The following is a 15,542-nucleotide window of genomic DNA, read 5'->3' as shown; positions in this document are numbered from 1 at the left end:
CCGAAAACGAAGGAGTTCGGGGCAGCGGGCGTCCGTCGGGGGCGTTTTCGGGCCGAACGGATGCCGTTCTCCTTCGTTTTCGGGGAACCGCGCCGGGGTCGCGTCGGGGTCGCGGGGTCGCGGCCGGCCGACCAAGTTCGGCCGGTCGCGTTCGGCCGGTCGCGCTCGGCGGGACGCGGCGTGCGGCGTGCGGCGTGCGGCGCGCGGCGCGCGATCGTCGGGGGCGGGGAGCAGACTCGGCGGCATCAGCCGTCCGCCGCCCCGGCGGGTGGCGCCGAGCGAACGGATGCCGCCCATGACCGCCCTGCCCACCCCGATCGATCCGCCCGAGCTGTTCACGAGCCCCGCGTTCCCGCAGGGCATGATCGCGCCGGCCGGCCGCACGCTCTACGTCGGCGGCCAGAACGGCGTCGACGAGACCGGCGCCCTGGTCGAGGGCGGACTCGGCGCCCAGACCGAGCGCGCCCTGCGGAACGTGCTCGCCGTGCTCGCCGCCGCCGATGCCGCCCCCGAGCACGTCGTCAAGCTCACGATCTACCTCGACCCGGGCGTCGATCCGACCGAGGCGTATGCCGCGAGCCGCGCCGTGTGGACCGCGCGCACGTGCGTCACGGTCCTCGGCGTCGCGCCGTCGAACCCGGGCGCCCTCGTCGAGATCGAGGCGATCGCGGCGCTGCCGGACTGACCCGGGGTCGGGCCGGCGCGAACTGCCGGACTGACCCGGGGTCAGGCCGGCGCGAGGTGCCGGACTGACCCGCGGTCAGGCCGGCGCGAGGTGCCGGACTGACCCGCGGTCAGGCCGGCGCGAGGTGCCGCGACGGGACCGGACTCGAGTACACGACGCTCGTCGTGATGCCGCCGAGAGTCGCGAGCCGACCGGTGATGCGCTCGAGGTCGCGCATCGAGCGCGCGTGCACCTTGATGATGAAGCAGTCCACGCCCGTGACGTGGTGGGCCTCGACGATCTCGGGCGTCGTCGTGACCAGGTCGTGGAACGGCTTGTAGTTGCCCGAGGGGTACGCGAGCCGCACGAACGCGGTGACCGCGTAGCCGAGCGCCTCGGGATCGACGGTGATCGAGTAGCCCGTGATGACGCCCGCATCCGTCAGCCGTCGCACGCGCTCGGCGGTCGCGCTCGCCGACAGCGAGACCTCCCGGGCGAGCTGGGCGACGCTCATCCGTCCGTCCGTCTGGAGCTGCGCGATGATCGCGTGATCGGTGGCATCGAGATCGAGGCGCGGATTCGACGGCATGAGCGTCAGGTTACCGCGCGTTCGGCGGCGCAACCCGCACGATGCCGGGCAATGCCCCTTCTGCCCGTGGCGCGCGCCCGCTTCGATGGAGGCATGCACACGACCCTCAGCGCGGCCGACTTCTTCGCCGCCAAGCTCGCCTACGAGACCGACCCGTCCGACCTCGCCGCGGCTCGCGCCACCGGGGTCGCGCCCCTCGTGATCGACGTGCGGGCCCACGACGCCTGGCGTCAGGGCCGCATCCCGGGCGCGATCCACGTGCCGAACGCCGAGCTGGCGTCGCGCGCGGCGGAGGTCGTCCCCGACCTCGACGCCGAGATCGTCGTCTACTGCTGGGGTCCCGGATGCAACGGCAGCACCCGCGCGGCCCTCACGCTCGCGACCCTCGGCTATCGCAGCGTGCGCGAGCTCATCGGCGGTTTCGAGTACTGGGCGCGCGAGGGGCTCGCGGTCGTGACGGATGCCGGCCGCACCCGCCGGCCGCCCGACCCGCTCACGGCACCGGTCGCATCCGTCGCCTGACCGCCGACGTCCGGCCGCATCCGTCGCCTGACCGCCGGCGTCCCGACCCGGGGCGCCCGAAAACGAAGGAGATCCGAGCGGATCGGCGCCGAAACGGCCGGATCCGCGCACCGGACGCCCCGAACTCCTTCGTTTTCGGGAACCGCGTCAGGACAGCGCCGCACCGCAGCGATAGACCCCCGCGACGAGCGCGTCCAGCGCCCGCTTCGCGGCGGGACGCACCCGCGGGCCGATCGCGTAGAACGCGAACGCCTGCGTCGAGCCGTCGCGGGCGTGCACGATCCCCGCGAGGGAGTACTCCGTGTCGAGCCATCCGGTCTTCGCGAGCACGCGCCCGCGGGCGATCGCGGACGAGCCGGTGAACCGGGAGGCGAGGCCGCCCGTGCGCCCGGCGATCGAGAGCCCGCGATACACGGCGCGCAGGCGAGGCGGGCCGGCGCGGAGCTCCCGCAGCAACCGCGTCACGAAACGCGGCGAGACCGCGTTCCTCGTGCTGAGCCCCGACCCGTCGTAGACGCGCACGTCATCCGTCGGCAGTCCGTACCGCGCGAGCGACGCGGTCACGACGTGGTCGAGCGAGCGCCGCGAGCCGTCCCCGCCCGCGGCGAGCGAGGTCAGTCGCGCGAGGGACTCGGCGATCGTCCCGTCGCTCGCGCGCAGCATGAAGCGCACGAGGGCGCCGACGGGCGCCGACCGCACGACGCCGAGTCGCCGCGCTCCGGCGGGAGCCGTGCCCCGCACGACGGTCGCGTTCGGCACCCCGAGCGCCCGGGCGAACCAGCGGCCGGCCCGGGTGTCCGGATGCGTGCCGCGCGGGCTCACGCTCGCACGCGGATCGTTCCGGTCGCCGTCGACCTGCAGCGCGCTCGTCTCGCCGAGGTAGCCGATGCGCCGCTCGCTGGGCTTCCAGGTTCGGTCCCACGCGTCGGCGTCGCCCCACAGGGTCGCGTCGACGACGACCTTCCGGATGCGCTGGCCGCGCATCGCCTGCCGCACCTGCCTCGCGAGCGACGACAGCCGCGCGGCCCCCGGGTAGTACCCGTTCGCGACCCGGCTGAGCGTGGGATCGCCGCCCCCGACGAGGACGACCGTTCCGGGCTTCGTGCCGCGCACGACGGTCGTCGCGATGCGGTGCTTCGCGCCGAGCACGTCGATCGCGGCCGTTCCGGTGAGCAGTTTCAGGATGCTGCCGGTGCTCCGCGGCGTCGCGCCCCGCTGGCTGAACAGCTTCGTCCCGGAGTCGGCGTCGACGACGTACCCGCTGAAGCTCGCGAGCCGCACGTCCTTCGCGAGCCCGTCGATCGAGCAGGCCGCGACGGCCGGAGCGCTCCCGCCCCCGACGACCGCACCGAGCCCGAGCAGTGCCGCGAGCACCGCGGCGAGAAGGCGGGGGCGGCGCGGCATCCGTTCACCCTAGTTCGAGCGCGAGCGGGTCCGAGCGGGAGCGGCGCCCGAAAACGAAGGCGCCCGAAAACGAAGGAGAAGCGGCTCGGATGCGGCGAACGGCGGCCGACTCGGCCCCGATCGCGCGCAGGCTCCTTCGTTTTCGGACACCGCCGCGTCGGGCGCGTGATCCGGGCGCGGGCCGGCGCCGCGGTACCGTGTGGGCATGACCGACGGCACCCCCGATGACCCCTGGCAGCTGACCACCGCTCCCGGGTCGAGCGCGTACACGATGCACCGCGACGGCGAGCTGCTGGTGTGCCGGGTCGGATCCACGAAGCTCACCTACCTGGCCCGCGCCGTCGATGACCTGCACGCCTGGCTCGTCGAGCGGGCGGACTGGGTCGACCTCGGCGCGGCCGACGAGAAGAAGGATGCCGCTCCCGGCACCGTCGAGGCGTTCGGCCGCGACCCGGGGAACCCGGTCGGCGGCTGGTACGGACAGCGTAACGGCTATCGCGGCCGGTTCGGCATGTACCTGCCGCCGCTGCTCGAGCGCCTCGGACTCGTCGAGCTCACGCACGACCCGCGCAACAACCGCGTCCGCGCGATCTGAGCCGCCGCATCCGCGCGCATCGCGCCCGCGCGCCGCGCTACGCCGCATCCGCGCGCATCGCGCCACCCGCGCCGCGCCACCCGCGCCACCCGCGCCACCCCACCCGCCGCGCCACGCCACCCCACGCCCGCGCCGCGCTACGCGAGCGCGTACATCGCGACGGCCGACGCCGCCGCGACGTTGAGCGAGTCGATGCCGTGCGCCATCGGGATCATGACGACCGTGTCGGCGGCCGCGATCGCCTCCTCGGTCAGGCCGTAGCCCTCCGCGCCGAGCACGAGTGCGACGCGCTCGGGGGCGGACGCCGCGAACGCACGGAGCTCGACCGCGTCGTCGGACAGCGCGAGAGCCGCGATGTGGAACCCCGCGTCGTGCAGCAGCTCCCGCGTGGACGGCCAATCGCCCACGCGCGTCCACGGCACCTGGAGCACGGTGCCCATCGAGACCCGGATCGCGCGCCGGTACAGCGGGTCGGAGCAGCGCGGCGCGATGAGCAGGGCGTCGGCGCCGATCGCCGCGACCGACCGCACGATCGCTCCGACGTTGGTCGGATCGGCGACGTCCTCGAGCACGACCACCCGGCGCGCGCCCTCGAGCAGCGACGACGGCGCGGGCAGTGCGGGCCGCTCCATCGACGCGATGAGCCCGCGGTGCAGCACGTAGCCGGTGAGCGACGCGAGCATCTCGCCGGGGCCGGAGTACACCGGCACCTCGTCGCCGACGAGTGCGACGGCGTCGTCGACCGCGCTGCCGAGGGCGAGCACCGCGCGGCACCGGTGCCCGGCGGCGAGAGCCCGACCGAGTACGAGCGCCGACTCGGCGATGTAGATGCCGGGACCGCCGCGCCCGTCCGCTTTCTTGAGGGCGACATCCGTGCGATGCGCGAAGTCGACGAGCCGCGGGTCGTCGAGCGAGTCGACCGCGATGACCGGGCTCACAGCGCGCACCCCGAAAACGAAGGCGTTCGCCGCGAAGACGACCAGCGCCGCGAAGACGATGCGCGCGGGGAACCGGGCGCCGCGCGTCTCGAACCGGACGCCGCGCGTCCCGAAAACGAAGGAGTTCGATACGGATGCGGCCCGAACTCCGCCAATGAAGGCGCGTCCGGCGCGGATCTCCTTCGTTTTCGGGTCGCCGAGAGCGATCGTCGGGAGCCGGGCGCACCCGCACCGCCCACGCCCACCCCGGGCGCACCGGTCACGACGGGACGATCTCGGCCCCGGCCGCCCGCAGCTCGTCGAGCGCCGCCGCGCTCGACTCGGGGGCGACTCCGGCGACGAGGTCGGTGAGCACGCGCACCCGGCGTCCGGCGGCCAGGGCGTCGAGCGCCGAGGCCCGCACGCAGTAGTCCGTCGCGATGCCGACGACGTCGACGTCGCTGATCTCGAGCGCGTCGAGCGCCTCGGTCACCGTGCCGCCCTGGTCGGTGATGCCGTCGAAGATCGAGTAGGCGGGCTCGCCCATGCCCTTGCGCACGTGCACGTCGATGTCCGAGGTGTCCAGGCCCGGGTCGTACTCGGCGCCGGGAGTGCCCGAGACGCAGTGCACGGGCCACGAGTCGACGAAGTCCGGGGTGCCGTGCGCGAAATGCCCGCCGTTGTCGTTGTCGCCGTCGTGCCAGTCGCGCGAGGCGAACACGTGGTCGTAGCGCTCCGGATGCGATGCGAGCAGTCGCGAGACGCCGACCGCGACCGCGTCGCCGCCCTCCACGCCGAGCGCGCCGCCCTCGGTGAAGTCGTTCTGCACGTCGATGATGAACAGCGCCCGGGCCATGCCCCCAGTGTAGAAGCGGGTCCCGGGGCGGATGCCAGCAGCGCCACCAGCACCAGCACCAGCACCAGCACCAGCACCAGCACCAGCACCGCCGTCACCAGCACCAGCACCGCCGTCACCAGCACCGCCGCCACCGGCGCGAGCACCAGCACCAGCACCGCCGCCACCGGCGCGAGCACCAGCACCGGCACCGCCGCCACCGGCGCCGCCGTCACCGGCGCCGACACCCCGGCGCTACTTGTTCGTGAGGTTGGCGCCGCACTGGGCGATCGCCGCGATGAGCCTCTCGAACCCGGCATCGGACGTCTTGCCGACGCCCTTGCCGGTCGCCGTGAACGCGAACGCCAACGACGTGCCATCGCCCGCGTCGAGCAGGCCCGCGAGCGTCCGCTCGCCGGGGATCGCGGTCGCGATCCCGCGCAGGTGGGCGCCGGCGGCCGAGGTCGCGTCGCTCGCGAAGCGCTTCTCGAGGGTGCCCGGTTCGCCCGGCACGCTGAGCGAGTTGTACAGCACGTCGAGGTCGCCGGTGCCCGAGCGGGCGGCCGCGAGCAGGTGCGCGAAGAACGCGGGCGTCACCGCGTTCTTCGCGCTCGTTCCGGAGCCGTCGTAGAACGTCTGACCGGTGGCGTCGATACCGGCCTGGGTCAGCGCGCCGGTGTAGATCGCCTGGATGGACGCGCGCGAGCCGTCGCCGCCGCTGACCTTCGAGCTCGCCCGCGCGAGCGACTCGGCGAGGGTCGCATCGCCGAGCTGGAGCATCGTCTTGACGAGGCTCGACACGGGCTGCGACCGCACGGAGCCGAGCTCGGCCGCCCCCGGCGGTGCCGTGCCGAGCTGCAGCGTCGCGGCCGGCACGCCGAGCGCCTTCGCGAAGCGCAGCCCCGCTGCCATCACCGGGTCGTCGCTGCGCACACTCTTCGGATTGGCCGGGTTCTTGCGATCGCCGTCGGTCTGCAGCGCGGTCACCTCGGAGAGGTAGCCGTCCGAGCGCAGGCTCGTCGGCCACGAGTCGTCCCACGCGTCGTCCGAGCTCCAGTAGCTCGAGTCGAGCACGATCGTCGTGATGCCGGCGACCCCGTCGCCGAGCGCCGTCCTGACCTGCGCCGCGAGGTCGGCGAGCGTCGGCGCGTTCGGGTAGACGCTGGCCCCGGCGGCCACGCGCGACAGCGTCGGGTCGCCGCCGCCGACGAGCACCACGGATGTCGCATCCGCTCCGGCGAGCACGCGCGTCTCGAGCGTGTAGTCGGGTCCGAGCACGGAGAGCGCGGTCGCCGCGGTCGCGAGCAGCTGGGTGCCGCCGGGGGCGGCTCCGACGCGGCCGTCGCGGGAGAGCGGAGCGTCGCCGGTCGACGTGTCGATCGCGATACCGGCGAAGTCGGCGAGTGCCTCGTCCTTCGCCTGCGCGCTCACGCTGCAGGTCGGGAACGCGATGTCCCCGGGCAGGGTCGCGGGGCGCGCGCGGGCGGCCGGGGCGGCATCCGTCGTCCGTCCGTCTCCCGGTGCGGTCGCGGCCGGGGTCGCGCTCGAGAACCCGACGGCGAATGCCCCGCCGCCGAGGGCGACGATCGCGACGACGACTCCGGCGACGACCGCGATGATGCGTGCGCGCGCCGATCGCGGAGCGGTCTCGGGCGAACTCACCCGACCACTATATGGGCGCCGTGATTCGGGCGGACTCGACGGCATCCGTGCGCGACGGGCGCCCCGCCGGACGATCCGCGCGCCGCACGCCTCGCGCTCGCCACGCGCGCCGCGCGCGGCACGCACGCGTCACTCGCCCGGGTACGCGAGCCCGATCTGCCGACGGATCTCATCGAGCGTCGCGAGGATGGCGACCGACTCGGCGGGCGGCAGGACGTCCCCCGCCGTGAGCCCGGCCCGCACGAGCCGCTCGAGCTCGGCGGCCTGGAAGTGCATGCCGCGCCCGGTCACCTCGCTCGTGCAGCGCTCGAGCACGGTGCCGTCGGTGGCGTAGACGGTGAACGAGGTCGGCTCGTAGAACACGCGGTCGATCTCGATCCAGCCCTTCGTGCCGACGATCGCCGCCCGGTTCGGGCCCGCAGCGTCGAGCGAGGTGGTGAGCACCGCCGTCGCGAGTGAGTCGTAGCCGAACAGGATCGAGGTCTGCCGGTCGGCGCCGGTCGGCGTCTTCGTCGCGATCGCGGTGACGGATGCCGGCGCGCCGAGCACGTCCCACGCGAACGACACCGGGTAGATGCCGAGGTCGAGCAGGGCGCCGCCGCCGAGCTCCAGGTTCTGGATCCGGTGCGCAGGATCCTGCGGGAGCGACTGGGTGTGGTCGGCGATGACGGTGCGCACGTCCCCGATCGTGCCCGCGCCGAGGATCTCGCGCAGGCGCACGCTGTGCGGCAAGAATCGCGTCCACATCGCCTCGAGCACGACGAGTCCGTTGTCGGCGGCCACGTCGGCGAGCTCCTGCGCCTGCACCGCGTTGAGCGTGAACGCCTTCTCGACGAGCGCGTGCTTGCCGGCGCGCAGCGCGAGCAGCGCATCCTGGTGGTGGAACGCGTGCGGCGTCGCCACGTAGACGATGTCGACCTCGGGGTCGGCGACGAGCTCCTCGTAGCTGCCGTGCGCGCGCGGGATGCCGAACTCGTCGGCGAACGCCCGGGCCTTCTCCAGCGAACGGCTCCCGGCGGCAGCCACCGTGAACCCGTTGACGAGCAGATCGCTCGTCAACATGCGCGCGATCCCGCCCGTGCCGAGGATGCCCCAGCGCAGCTTCTTCTCGTCCGCCATGTGCTCCCCTTCGAACGCCCGGGCAACGGATGCCGCGGCCGATCCAGCCTAGCCAGTGGACGGATGCCGCGACGCACCCCAGCCGCGGCCGCAGGGTCAGCCCAACCGCAGCGTCATGTGCAATCGCAGCGTCAGTGCAACCGCAGCGTCGTGACGCAGGTCGGATCGTCCGCGCCGGTGCCGACCCGGGCGACGGCGGAGTGCCTGCCGTCGTCGACGGTCAGCGTGAGCTCACGGCCGGCCGGCAGCCACTGTTCGACGTACCCGTTCGCGAAGGTCGTGACGTCGTGGTCGACGAGCACCGTCCCGCGTGCAGCGTCGGCGATCCTCACGTGCAGGCGGGTGTCGCCGAGCTCCCCCGTGCAGGTCGTGAGCGAGTGGTAGAAGCAGTCGTGCGACCGCGTGAGGTACGGCGCGACCGAGAGATGGAACTCGCCCGCCGGCAGCGGCACGGCGGTCCGCATCGAGCCGTCGCCGAGCGTGAGCGCGTCGACCCCGACGGATGCGGTGAGCCCCTCGGGACGGTCGGCCACCGGTAGCGCCTCGAGCCGGGTGATCAGCTGCTTCGCGCTCGCCGGAGGCGCGATGCCGAACTCCGCGAGGACGGCGTCGGCCTGAGCACCGAGCGCGGAATGCGACGCCGAGGGCGTCGGAGCAGGGGCGGCGGAGCAACCGCCGAGGGCGAGCAGGATGAGCGCGGCGAGCGGCACCGCGAGCGTGGCACGGATCATGCGAGAAGCGTGCTCCGCGGCGACGCGACCGGACAGTGCCGTTGGTCCTGCGCCGTTGGTCCTGCGCCGTTGGTCCTGCGCCGACGGCGCCGGGACCTGTGCTGGAGCCGCCTGTCAGAATCGAACTGACGACCTTCTCATTACGAGTGAGATGCTCTGCCGACTGAGCTAAGGCGGCGTGCGCGACCGGGGTCGGACACGAGTGACGATGTTACCCCATGAGGAACGTCCGATGCGACGGCGGCGACGGATGCCCGGGTCGGACGGCCCCATCCGGCCGCGGCCGCTACGTGCCCACAACTGGGGTGAGCTTGAACGCGAAACTCGCGGGATACTCACATGAAACTCACCGCTCGCCACCCTGACGCCCGACTCGCGCGGGCATCCGCTAGAGGAAGAGGCACCAAGGATGAAGTCCCACCCTCTGCGCCGGGCAGCAGCCGTGCTCGCTCTCGTCGCGCTGTCCCTCTTCGGCATGTCGCTTCCCGCGGCGCATGCCGCGGGGGACGCCACCATCACGGGCACCGTGCAGGCCGCACTCGGCGGACCCCTGGGCGACGTGCGCGTCGGGCTGTATCCCTGGAACGCCTCCACGGGCGCGTTCTCGCGCACGGCCAGCGCTTCCGCGCTCACGAACGGAAGCGGCAACTACACGTTCACCGGAGCGGATTCCGCGGCGACCTACGCGCTTCGATTCGGGCGATCCGGCTACAGCGTGGTGTGGCTGGGCGGCAGCACCGACGAGCCCACGTCGATCGATCCGGCGACCTCCGTGTCGCCGCGCACCTCTCCCACGATCGTTCCGACGGTGACCCTCGCCGCCGGCATCCCCTACCAGGGCTTCGGGACCGGGGCGGTACAGGACCTGTCGTACTGCCAGGCGAATACGCTTCAGGCGAATGACGACGACTCCACCGGGGCAGTGCCGCTCGGGTTCGCGATCGACTTCTACGGGCGCCAGTTCAGTTCCCTGTACGTGAACAACAACGGCAATGTCACGTTTGGCGCGAGCGACTTCACGTACACCCCGTACAACCTGACCTCCCCCGATCAGCTGCCCCGTCTCGCTCCCCTGTTCTCGGACGTCGATACGCGGGGTGCCGGCTCGTGGCAGGTCACCTATGGCCGTTCACCCGATTCGACCGCGTTCTGCGTCAACTGGGTCGAGGTCGGCTACTACGGCTCCCACGACGACAAGCTGAACTCGTTCCAGCTCATCATCACCAGCAGGAGTGGTGCGCCGGGACGCACGAGCGGGGACTTCGACGCCACCTACAACTACGACTCGATCGAGTGGGAGACCGGCGATGCGAGCGGCGGCGTCGGAGGCTACGGCGGCTCGGCGGCAGCCGTCGGATACACCGTGGGGACGGGCGACCCGGGCACGTACTTCCAGCTCGCCGGATCGCTGAGTCCTCGCTCCTTCCTCGATGGCGGGGAGCACGCGCTCGCGAGCAACAGCCGGAACTCCGGGACACCCGGCCGATACGTGTACTCGATCGAGAACGCCTCGGCCCGGGCGTCGATCGGAGCGATCACAGGCGTCGTCCATACGGCGGATAACCACCCGGTGGCCGGTGCTGTCGTCAACGTGTGCCGGGAGGACTCGGCCTCCAGCTGCTACTACACGACCACGGATGTCAACGGCCGCTACCTCTTCTCGGCGGTGGCGGCGACGGACGCGCCCGGCACGAGCTATCGTCTCGTCGTATCTCCGCCCGACAGCACGCTCTTCGGAGCATCGACATCGGCCGTGGTCGTCGCGGGACAGTCGACCGCCGTGTCGGCGATAGTGCTCGACGCGCCGATCCCGCCGCCGCCGGGCACCTCGATCACGGGGCGCACGTCACCCGGTTCGTCAAGTTCGTCCAGCGGCATCCCCACTGTGAACTGGGCTGAGACACTGCATCTGCAGACGGTGGGACCGGCTGGACTCACCGCCACCTACTCGGTCACATTCGCCAACTGCCCGACGCCAAGGACCGGCACGCTCGCCGAGGCTCCGGCCGGCATCTACAGCGTCGACCTGGCTGAGCTCTACCCATGCCACGGACCGGCGACGGTCGTGATCGTGTTCGACGCAGCGGCGGGGTCGAACGTGACTCCCCCGGCACCGGTCATCTTCGACATCTACATCGACCCGAGCGGGGGCGCCTTCGACCGTTGGGGCTCGCCGCTCGCCGGCGCGACAGTCACCCTCTCGAGGGCGGACAACGAAGGAGACGTCTACACGATCGTCCCCAATGGGTCGCCGATCATGTCACCCGGAAATCGCGCCAACCCGGACACGACAACGGCCGAAGGAGGGTTCCACTGGGACGTCAGCCCGGGCTGGTATCGAATCACTGTGTCGAAGTCGGGGTACGACACCCTGCACGCAGGACCGTGGCAGGTCTACGAGGGCCATCCGGTGACCGACCTCCAACTCGTCGTGCAGGGCGGCGCAGCTCCGGCGCCCGTCGTCGCCCCGGAGGTCAGCGGCACGCTCGCAGTCGGCCAGCCATTGGCCGTGAGTGACGGCATGTGGCCGAGCGGACTTGCCGTGACCGGTCGTGAATGGGCTCGAGATGGGGTCCCGATCCCGGGCGCCACGGCCAACGCCTACGCTCTCGTCGGCGCCGACGCGACACATTCGATCTCGGCCACGATCACTGCCGCGCGACCCGGGTTCGCGGCAACGAGCTACACCGTGCAGGCGGGTGTCGTGCCGGTCCCGCCGCTCTCCGCTCCAGTGCTCAAGTCGTTCGGTCAGGTATCCGCGCCCGGAATCACCGGCACGGTGGGAGTGGGCCAGCGGCTCAAGGTCGCGAAGGCGGCGTGGCCGAAGGGCACGCGACTGGCCTACGTCTGGAAGGTCGGCGGGAAGAAGCGGGGCTCGGCAGCGAGCTATGCCATCCGGAAGCGAGACCTCGGCAAGAAGATCAGCGTGACGGTCACCGCATCGCTCGCCGGCTACGCGTCCGTCACACTGACCTCGAAACCGACCGCCCGCGTCGCCAAGTCGTTCACGAAACATCCGAAGCCCCGGATCTCGGGCGCTGTCAGGGCGCGCGCCAAGGTCAAGGTCACGGTCGGCTCCTGGCTGCCGGTGAAGGGCGTGCACTTCACCTACCGATGGTTCGCGAACGGGGTCGCGCTCGCACACGCGACGAAGGCGACGTACACGATCCCACGGTCCCTCAAAGGTCGAAAGCTTGTCGTGGCGGTGACGGCGAAGCTTACAGGCTATGCCCGCACGACCGTCACGTCACGGGTGACGATCGTGCGCTAGCCGCGCGCCGCTCAGCACTGCGGGTCGGATGCCGGCACGGTCCCGTGCAGCAGATATGCGTCGACGACCCCGTCGACGCACGTGCTGCCGCCGTTGTACGCCGTGTGCCCCTCGCCCGTGTAGGTCACGAGGTGCCCGTGCGCGAGCTCGCCGGCCAGGTCGACCGCCTCCTGGTACGGCGTCGCGGGGTCGCCCGTGGTGCCGATGACGAGGATGTCGCTCGACCCCGGCGCCGTGATCGGCGCCGGGGTGCGGGTCGCGGCGAAGGGCCAGCCGTTGCAGCCCATCGCCGCGTAGCCCGGCTCGTCGTCGGCGAACAGGTAGGAGTTGGTGTCGGCCGCGATGTCGGCGCGCACCCCATCCGGCGTCGCGGTCGACGGGTAGTCGAGGCACATGATCGCGGGGAACGCGACCATGAGGTTCGACGTGTAGTGCCCGGAGTCGTCGCGGTCGTTGTAGTAGTCGGCGAGCCGGAACGGGTAGTTCGCGTCGCCCTCGAACGCCGCCCGGAATCCGTCGGACAGGTACGGCCAGTTCTCCTCCGCGTAGAGCATCGCGTCGACGGCGGTGCGCATGGTGTCGGCGCCGAGCTCGCGTCCGTCGTCGGCCGTCAGCGGATGCGCGTCGAGCGCGTCGTAGAGCTTCTGGATGTCGGCGACGGCGTCGTCGACCGTGCCGGTGAACGGGCAGGCGTCCTGCCCGAGGCACCAGGTCAGGTAGGACCGCAGTGCCTGCTCGAAGCCCTTCGTCTGGTTCGCGACGGACTGGACGATGCCCACGCTCGGGTCGATCGCACCGTCGAGCACCAGGCGCCCGGTGCGCTGCGGGAACAGCTGCGCATAGATCGCGCCGAGCAGCGTGCCGGCCGAGTAGCCCACGTAGGTCAGGTGTTCGTCGCGCATGACGCCGCGCAGCAGGTCGAGGTCGCGCGCGGAGTCGGTCGTCGAGATGTGGCCGAGCAGGTCGCCGGTGCCGTCGAGACAGGCCTGCGCGAAGGCGCCGTCCTGCTGCTCCTGCCAGGCGAACCAGGCGTCGGTGCCGAGCTCCGGCTCCTCGGGGTGCACGTCGTAGAAGAAGTGGTCGAGCTCGGCGTCGCTGCCGCAGTTCACCGCGGATGACGCGCCGGCCCCGCGCGGATCCCAGCTCACGACGTCGAAGCTCTCGGCGACCGCCGGGTTCACGGCCGCCGACGCCCCGTTCTCCAGCCACTGAACGCCCGACGCCCCGGGTCCGCCCGGGTTCACGAACACCGTGCCGATCCTCCGGCCGGTCGCGCGGGCGCGGATGACCGCGAGGTGGATGGTGTCGCCGTCGGGCTTCGACCAGTCGAGCGGTGCGGTGAGCGTCGCGCAGTCCAGGGTGGGCGCGTCGGCGCACGCCGACCAGTGCGGCGCCTGCTCGTAGAACGCGGAGAGGCCCGGGTCGTCGTACAGGGGCGCCCCAGGCGAGGGGATGAGCGTGCATGCCCCGAGGGACGCGACGCTGAGCGGCAGGACGACGACGAGCGCGGCGGCCACGGCGGCGCGGCGGACGGAATGGAGCACGGGGGCCTTTCACGAGCGGGATTCCACTATGTCAGGCGCGCGCCTCCGGTCAGCACCGCGGGTCGGTCGCGGGCACGGTGCCGTGCACGACGTACGCGTCGACCACCCGGTCGACGCACGCGCTCGATCCGTTGTACGCGGTGTGCCCCTCCCCGGTGTAGCTCACGAGGTGCCCGTGCTCGAGCTGGCCCGCGAGCGCGACCGCCGACGCGTACGGCGTCGCCGGATCGTTCGTCGTGCCGACCACGAGGATGTCCGAGCTTCCGGATGCGGTGATCGGGTGCGGCTGGAGCACGGCCGGGTAGGGCCACACCGCGCACGCGTTGCCGTTGTACGGCTCGCCGGAGAGCGGCCCGAGCCAGCGGCCGAGCACGGGGGCGGCCGCCTCGATGGTCGCGGCCTGCGCGGTGAGCTGGGCGGCATCCGCGGGCTCGCCGCCGTCGAGGCAGCTCGTGGCGAAGAACATCTCGATGAGGTTGCCGCCGTAGCGGTCGGCCGACTGGCGCTCGTAGTACGAGTCCGCCAGCGCGAAGGCGACCGACGGGTCGCCCCGCTCGAGCGAGGCGAACAGCTGATCGAGGTTCGGCCACGCCGCGCGCGAGTAGAGCGGGGTGATGATCGCCGTGAGCGCCGTCGCCCCGCCGAGCTCGCGGCCGTCCGCCGCGCGCAGCGGGCTCGCGTCGAGGCGCTCGAGCAGCTCGTGCACGTCGCCGAGAGCAGTGGCCACGGTGCCGGAGAGCGGGCAGCGCTCTCGCGCGAGGCAGTCGGTCACGTAGGCGCGCAGTGCGCTGTCGAACCCGGCCGCCTGCCGCGCGGCGCCGTCGGCGAACGACTCGGACGGATCGACCGCGCCGTCGAGCACGAGCCGGCCGGTGCGCTCGGGGAACGTCTCGGCGTAGACCGAGCCGATGAAGGTGCCGTACGAGTAGCCGAGGTAGTCGAGCTTCGCCTCGCCGACGAGCGCGCGCAGCAGGTCGAGGTCGCGCGCCGTGCTCACGGTGTCGACGTGGGCGATGAGGTCGCCCTGGCTCGCGGCGCAGCGCCGCGCGAACGCGCGGGCGCCGTCGAACACGCTCGAGAACCAGGCGTCGCTGCCGACCTCGCCCGGCACGATCCCGAAGTAGAAGTCGTCGAGCTGGGCGGGGGTGCCGCACGAGATGGGCGTCGAGCGGCCGACGCCGCGCGGGTCCCAGCTCACGACGTCGAAGCGCTGCGAGAGCTCGGCGTCGACGGCCGACCCGACGCCCGAGGCGAGGAAGTCGTACCCGGACGCGCCGGGCCCGCCGGGGTTCACGAACAGCGAGCCCTGCTTCGTGCCCGTCGCCGGCGAGCGGATGAGGGCGAGCTCGATCCGCTCGCCCGCCGGATCGGCCCAGTCGAGCGGCGCCTGCGCCGTGGTGCACTGCAGGTCGTTCTCGCACGCGTGCCAGACGAGCGTCTGGCCGTAGTACGGCAGCAGCTCGGCGGCCACACCGCTCGTGTCCGGCGTCGAGGTCGCGTCCGGGCGCGGCAGCGGCAGCAGGCCGCACGCGCCGAGACTCGCGACGAGCGCGACGGATGCCGCCGCTGCGATCGCGACGCGCGCGCGGGCGCGCCACGGCATCCGTCCCTGGACCGCGCCCGCCCGCTCCGCGCTCGCGCGCGGTTCGCGGCCGTCTCGCGTCACGCGCGTCCCCGCCGCACGCCCGT

Annotated in this window: 13 protein-coding genes and 1 tRNA gene; 4 read left to right on the top strand and 10 right to left on the bottom strand. The window is 72.5% G+C overall.

Translation table 11 applies throughout. From position 1 onward, the window contains the following. Positions 1-295: 295 nt before the first annotated feature. Positions 296-685: a RidA family protein gene (locus QT381_RS11425; RefSeq protein ID WP_289249070.1), complete on the top strand. Its 390-nt coding sequence runs from the start codon at positions 296-298 to the stop codon at positions 683-685. A gap of 109 nt (positions 686-794) precedes the next feature. Here the strand turns inward: QT381_RS11425 and QT381_RS11420 are convergent, their stop codons facing one another. Beyond that, the gene (locus QT381_RS11420) at positions 795-1,253 is read right to left on the bottom strand and encodes an Lrp/AsnC family transcriptional regulator (RefSeq protein WP_289249069.1); all 459 of its coding nucleotides are present in this window, start codon (positions 1,251-1,253) and stop codon (positions 795-797) included. 93 nt (positions 1,254-1,346) lie between these two features. Between QT381_RS11420 and QT381_RS11415 the strand changes: the two genes are divergently transcribed. Next, positions 1,347-1,775 carry a rhodanese-like domain-containing protein gene (locus tag QT381_RS11415; protein WP_289249068.1) on the top strand — a complete coding sequence of 143 codons (429 nt, stop codon included), beginning with the start codon at positions 1,347-1,349 and terminating at the stop codon, positions 1,773-1,775. Between the two features lie 147 nt (positions 1,776-1,922). On the opposite strand, the gene QT381_RS11410 is transcribed toward QT381_RS11415, so the two are convergent. After that, positions 1,923-3,179, bottom strand: coding sequence for a D-alanyl-D-alanine carboxypeptidase/D-alanyl-D-alanine-endopeptidase (locus QT381_RS11410; protein WP_289249067.1), 1,257 nt, complete (start codon positions 3,177-3,179; stop codon positions 1,923-1,925). A gap of 205 nt (positions 3,180-3,384) precedes the next feature. Between QT381_RS11410 and QT381_RS11405 the strand changes: the two genes are divergently transcribed. After that, positions 3,385-3,774 (top strand): DUF6855 family protein, encoded by a 390-nt coding sequence (locus QT381_RS11405; protein ID WP_289249066.1) that lies wholly within the window; start codon positions 3,385-3,387, stop codon positions 3,772-3,774. 137 nt (positions 3,775-3,911) lie between these two features. On the opposite strand, the gene QT381_RS11400 is transcribed toward QT381_RS11405, so the two are convergent. From QT381_RS11400 to QT381_RS11375, 6 genes are all read right to left on the bottom strand, one after another. Beyond that, the gene (locus tag QT381_RS11400; protein ID WP_289249065.1) at positions 3,912-4,712 is read right to left on the bottom strand and encodes a TrmH family RNA methyltransferase; all 801 of its coding nucleotides are present in this window, start codon (positions 4,710-4,712) and stop codon (positions 3,912-3,914) included. Between the two features lie 259 nt (positions 4,713-4,971). Further along, the gene (locus QT381_RS11395; protein WP_289249064.1) at positions 4,972-5,547 is read right to left on the bottom strand and encodes an isochorismatase family protein; all 576 of its coding nucleotides are present in this window, start codon (positions 5,545-5,547) and stop codon (positions 4,972-4,974) included. 234 nt (positions 5,548-5,781) lie between these two features. Continuing rightward, entirely contained in the window at positions 5,782-7,188 is a 1,407-nt protein-coding gene (locus tag QT381_RS11390) for a D-alanyl-D-alanine carboxypeptidase (RefSeq protein ID WP_289249063.1), read from the bottom strand. 129 nt (positions 7,189-7,317) lie between these two features. After that, positions 7,318-8,307 (bottom strand): Gfo/Idh/MocA family protein, encoded by a 990-nt coding sequence (locus QT381_RS11385; protein WP_289249062.1) that lies wholly within the window; start codon positions 8,305-8,307, stop codon positions 7,318-7,320. 131 nt (positions 8,308-8,438) lie between these two features. After that, positions 8,439-9,038, bottom strand: coding sequence for a CueP family metal-binding protein (locus tag QT381_RS11380; protein ID WP_289249061.1), 600 nt, complete (start codon positions 9,036-9,038; stop codon positions 8,439-8,441). 102 nt (positions 9,039-9,140) lie between these two features. Beyond that, positions 9,141-9,216 (bottom strand) — tRNA-Thr (locus QT381_RS11375). Positions 9,217-9,447: 231 nt separating this feature from the next. Here QT381_RS11375 and QT381_RS11370 point away from each other — a divergent pair. After that, on the top strand, positions 9,448-12,309 hold the full coding sequence (locus QT381_RS11370) for a nidogen-like domain-containing protein (protein ID WP_289249060.1): 2,862 nt from the start codon (positions 9,448-9,450) through the stop codon (positions 12,307-12,309). Between the two features lie 11 nt (positions 12,310-12,320). On the opposite strand, the gene QT381_RS11365 is transcribed toward QT381_RS11370, so the two are convergent. Further along, complete coding sequence (locus QT381_RS11365) at positions 12,321-13,853, bottom strand: alpha/beta hydrolase (RefSeq protein WP_289249059.1); 1,533 nt, start codon at positions 13,851-13,853, stop codon at positions 12,321-12,323. 49 nt (positions 13,854-13,902) lie between these two features. Further along, the gene (locus QT381_RS11360) at positions 13,903-15,519 is read right to left on the bottom strand and encodes an alpha/beta hydrolase (RefSeq protein ID WP_289249058.1); all 1,617 of its coding nucleotides are present in this window, start codon (positions 15,517-15,519) and stop codon (positions 13,903-13,905) included. Positions 15,520-15,542: the final 23 nt, after the last annotated feature.

The sequence above is a fragment of the Galbitalea sp. SE-J8 genome (assembly GCF_030345695.1).
In the GTDB taxonomy this organism is placed as follows: Bacteria; Actinomycetota; Actinomycetes; order Actinomycetales; family Microbacteriaceae; genus JAUASV01.
Note: the sequence above shows the minus strand (reverse complement) of the source record. Positions and strands in the feature narration are given on the sequence as shown.

What these genes read in the sequence shown, in the direction of transcription:
- QT381_RS11380 (WP_289249061.1), bottom strand. Translation starts at nt 9,038, where the DNA reads ATGATCCGTGCCACGCTCGCGGTGCCGCTCGCCGCGCTCATCCTGCTC.
- QT381_RS11420 (WP_289249069.1), bottom strand. Translation starts at nt 1,253, where the DNA reads ATGCCGTCGAATCCGCGCCTCGATCTCGATGCCACCGATCACGCGATC.
- QT381_RS11415 (WP_289249068.1), top strand. Translation starts at nt 1,347, where the DNA reads ATGCACACGACCCTCAGCGCGGCCGACTTCTTCGCCGCCAAGCTCGCC.
- QT381_RS11395 (WP_289249064.1), bottom strand. Translation starts at nt 5,547, where the DNA reads ATGGCCCGGGCGCTGTTCATCATCGACGTGCAGAACGACTTCACCGAG.
- QT381_RS11370 (WP_289249060.1), top strand. Translation starts at nt 9,448, where the DNA reads ATGAAGTCCCACCCTCTGCGCCGGGCAGCAGCCGTGCTCGCTCTCGTC.
- QT381_RS11385 (WP_289249062.1), bottom strand. Translation starts at nt 8,307, where the DNA reads ATGGCGGACGAGAAGAAGCTGCGCTGGGGCATCCTCGGCACGGGCGGG.
- QT381_RS11410 (WP_289249067.1), bottom strand. Translation starts at nt 3,179, where the DNA reads ATGCCGCGCCGCCCCCGCCTTCTCGCCGCGGTGCTCGCGGCACTGCTC.
- QT381_RS11425 (WP_289249070.1), top strand. Translation starts at nt 296, where the DNA reads ATGACCGCCCTGCCCACCCCGATCGATCCGCCCGAGCTGTTCACGAGC.
- QT381_RS11405 (WP_289249066.1), top strand. Translation starts at nt 3,385, where the DNA reads ATGACCGACGGCACCCCCGATGACCCCTGGCAGCTGACCACCGCTCCC.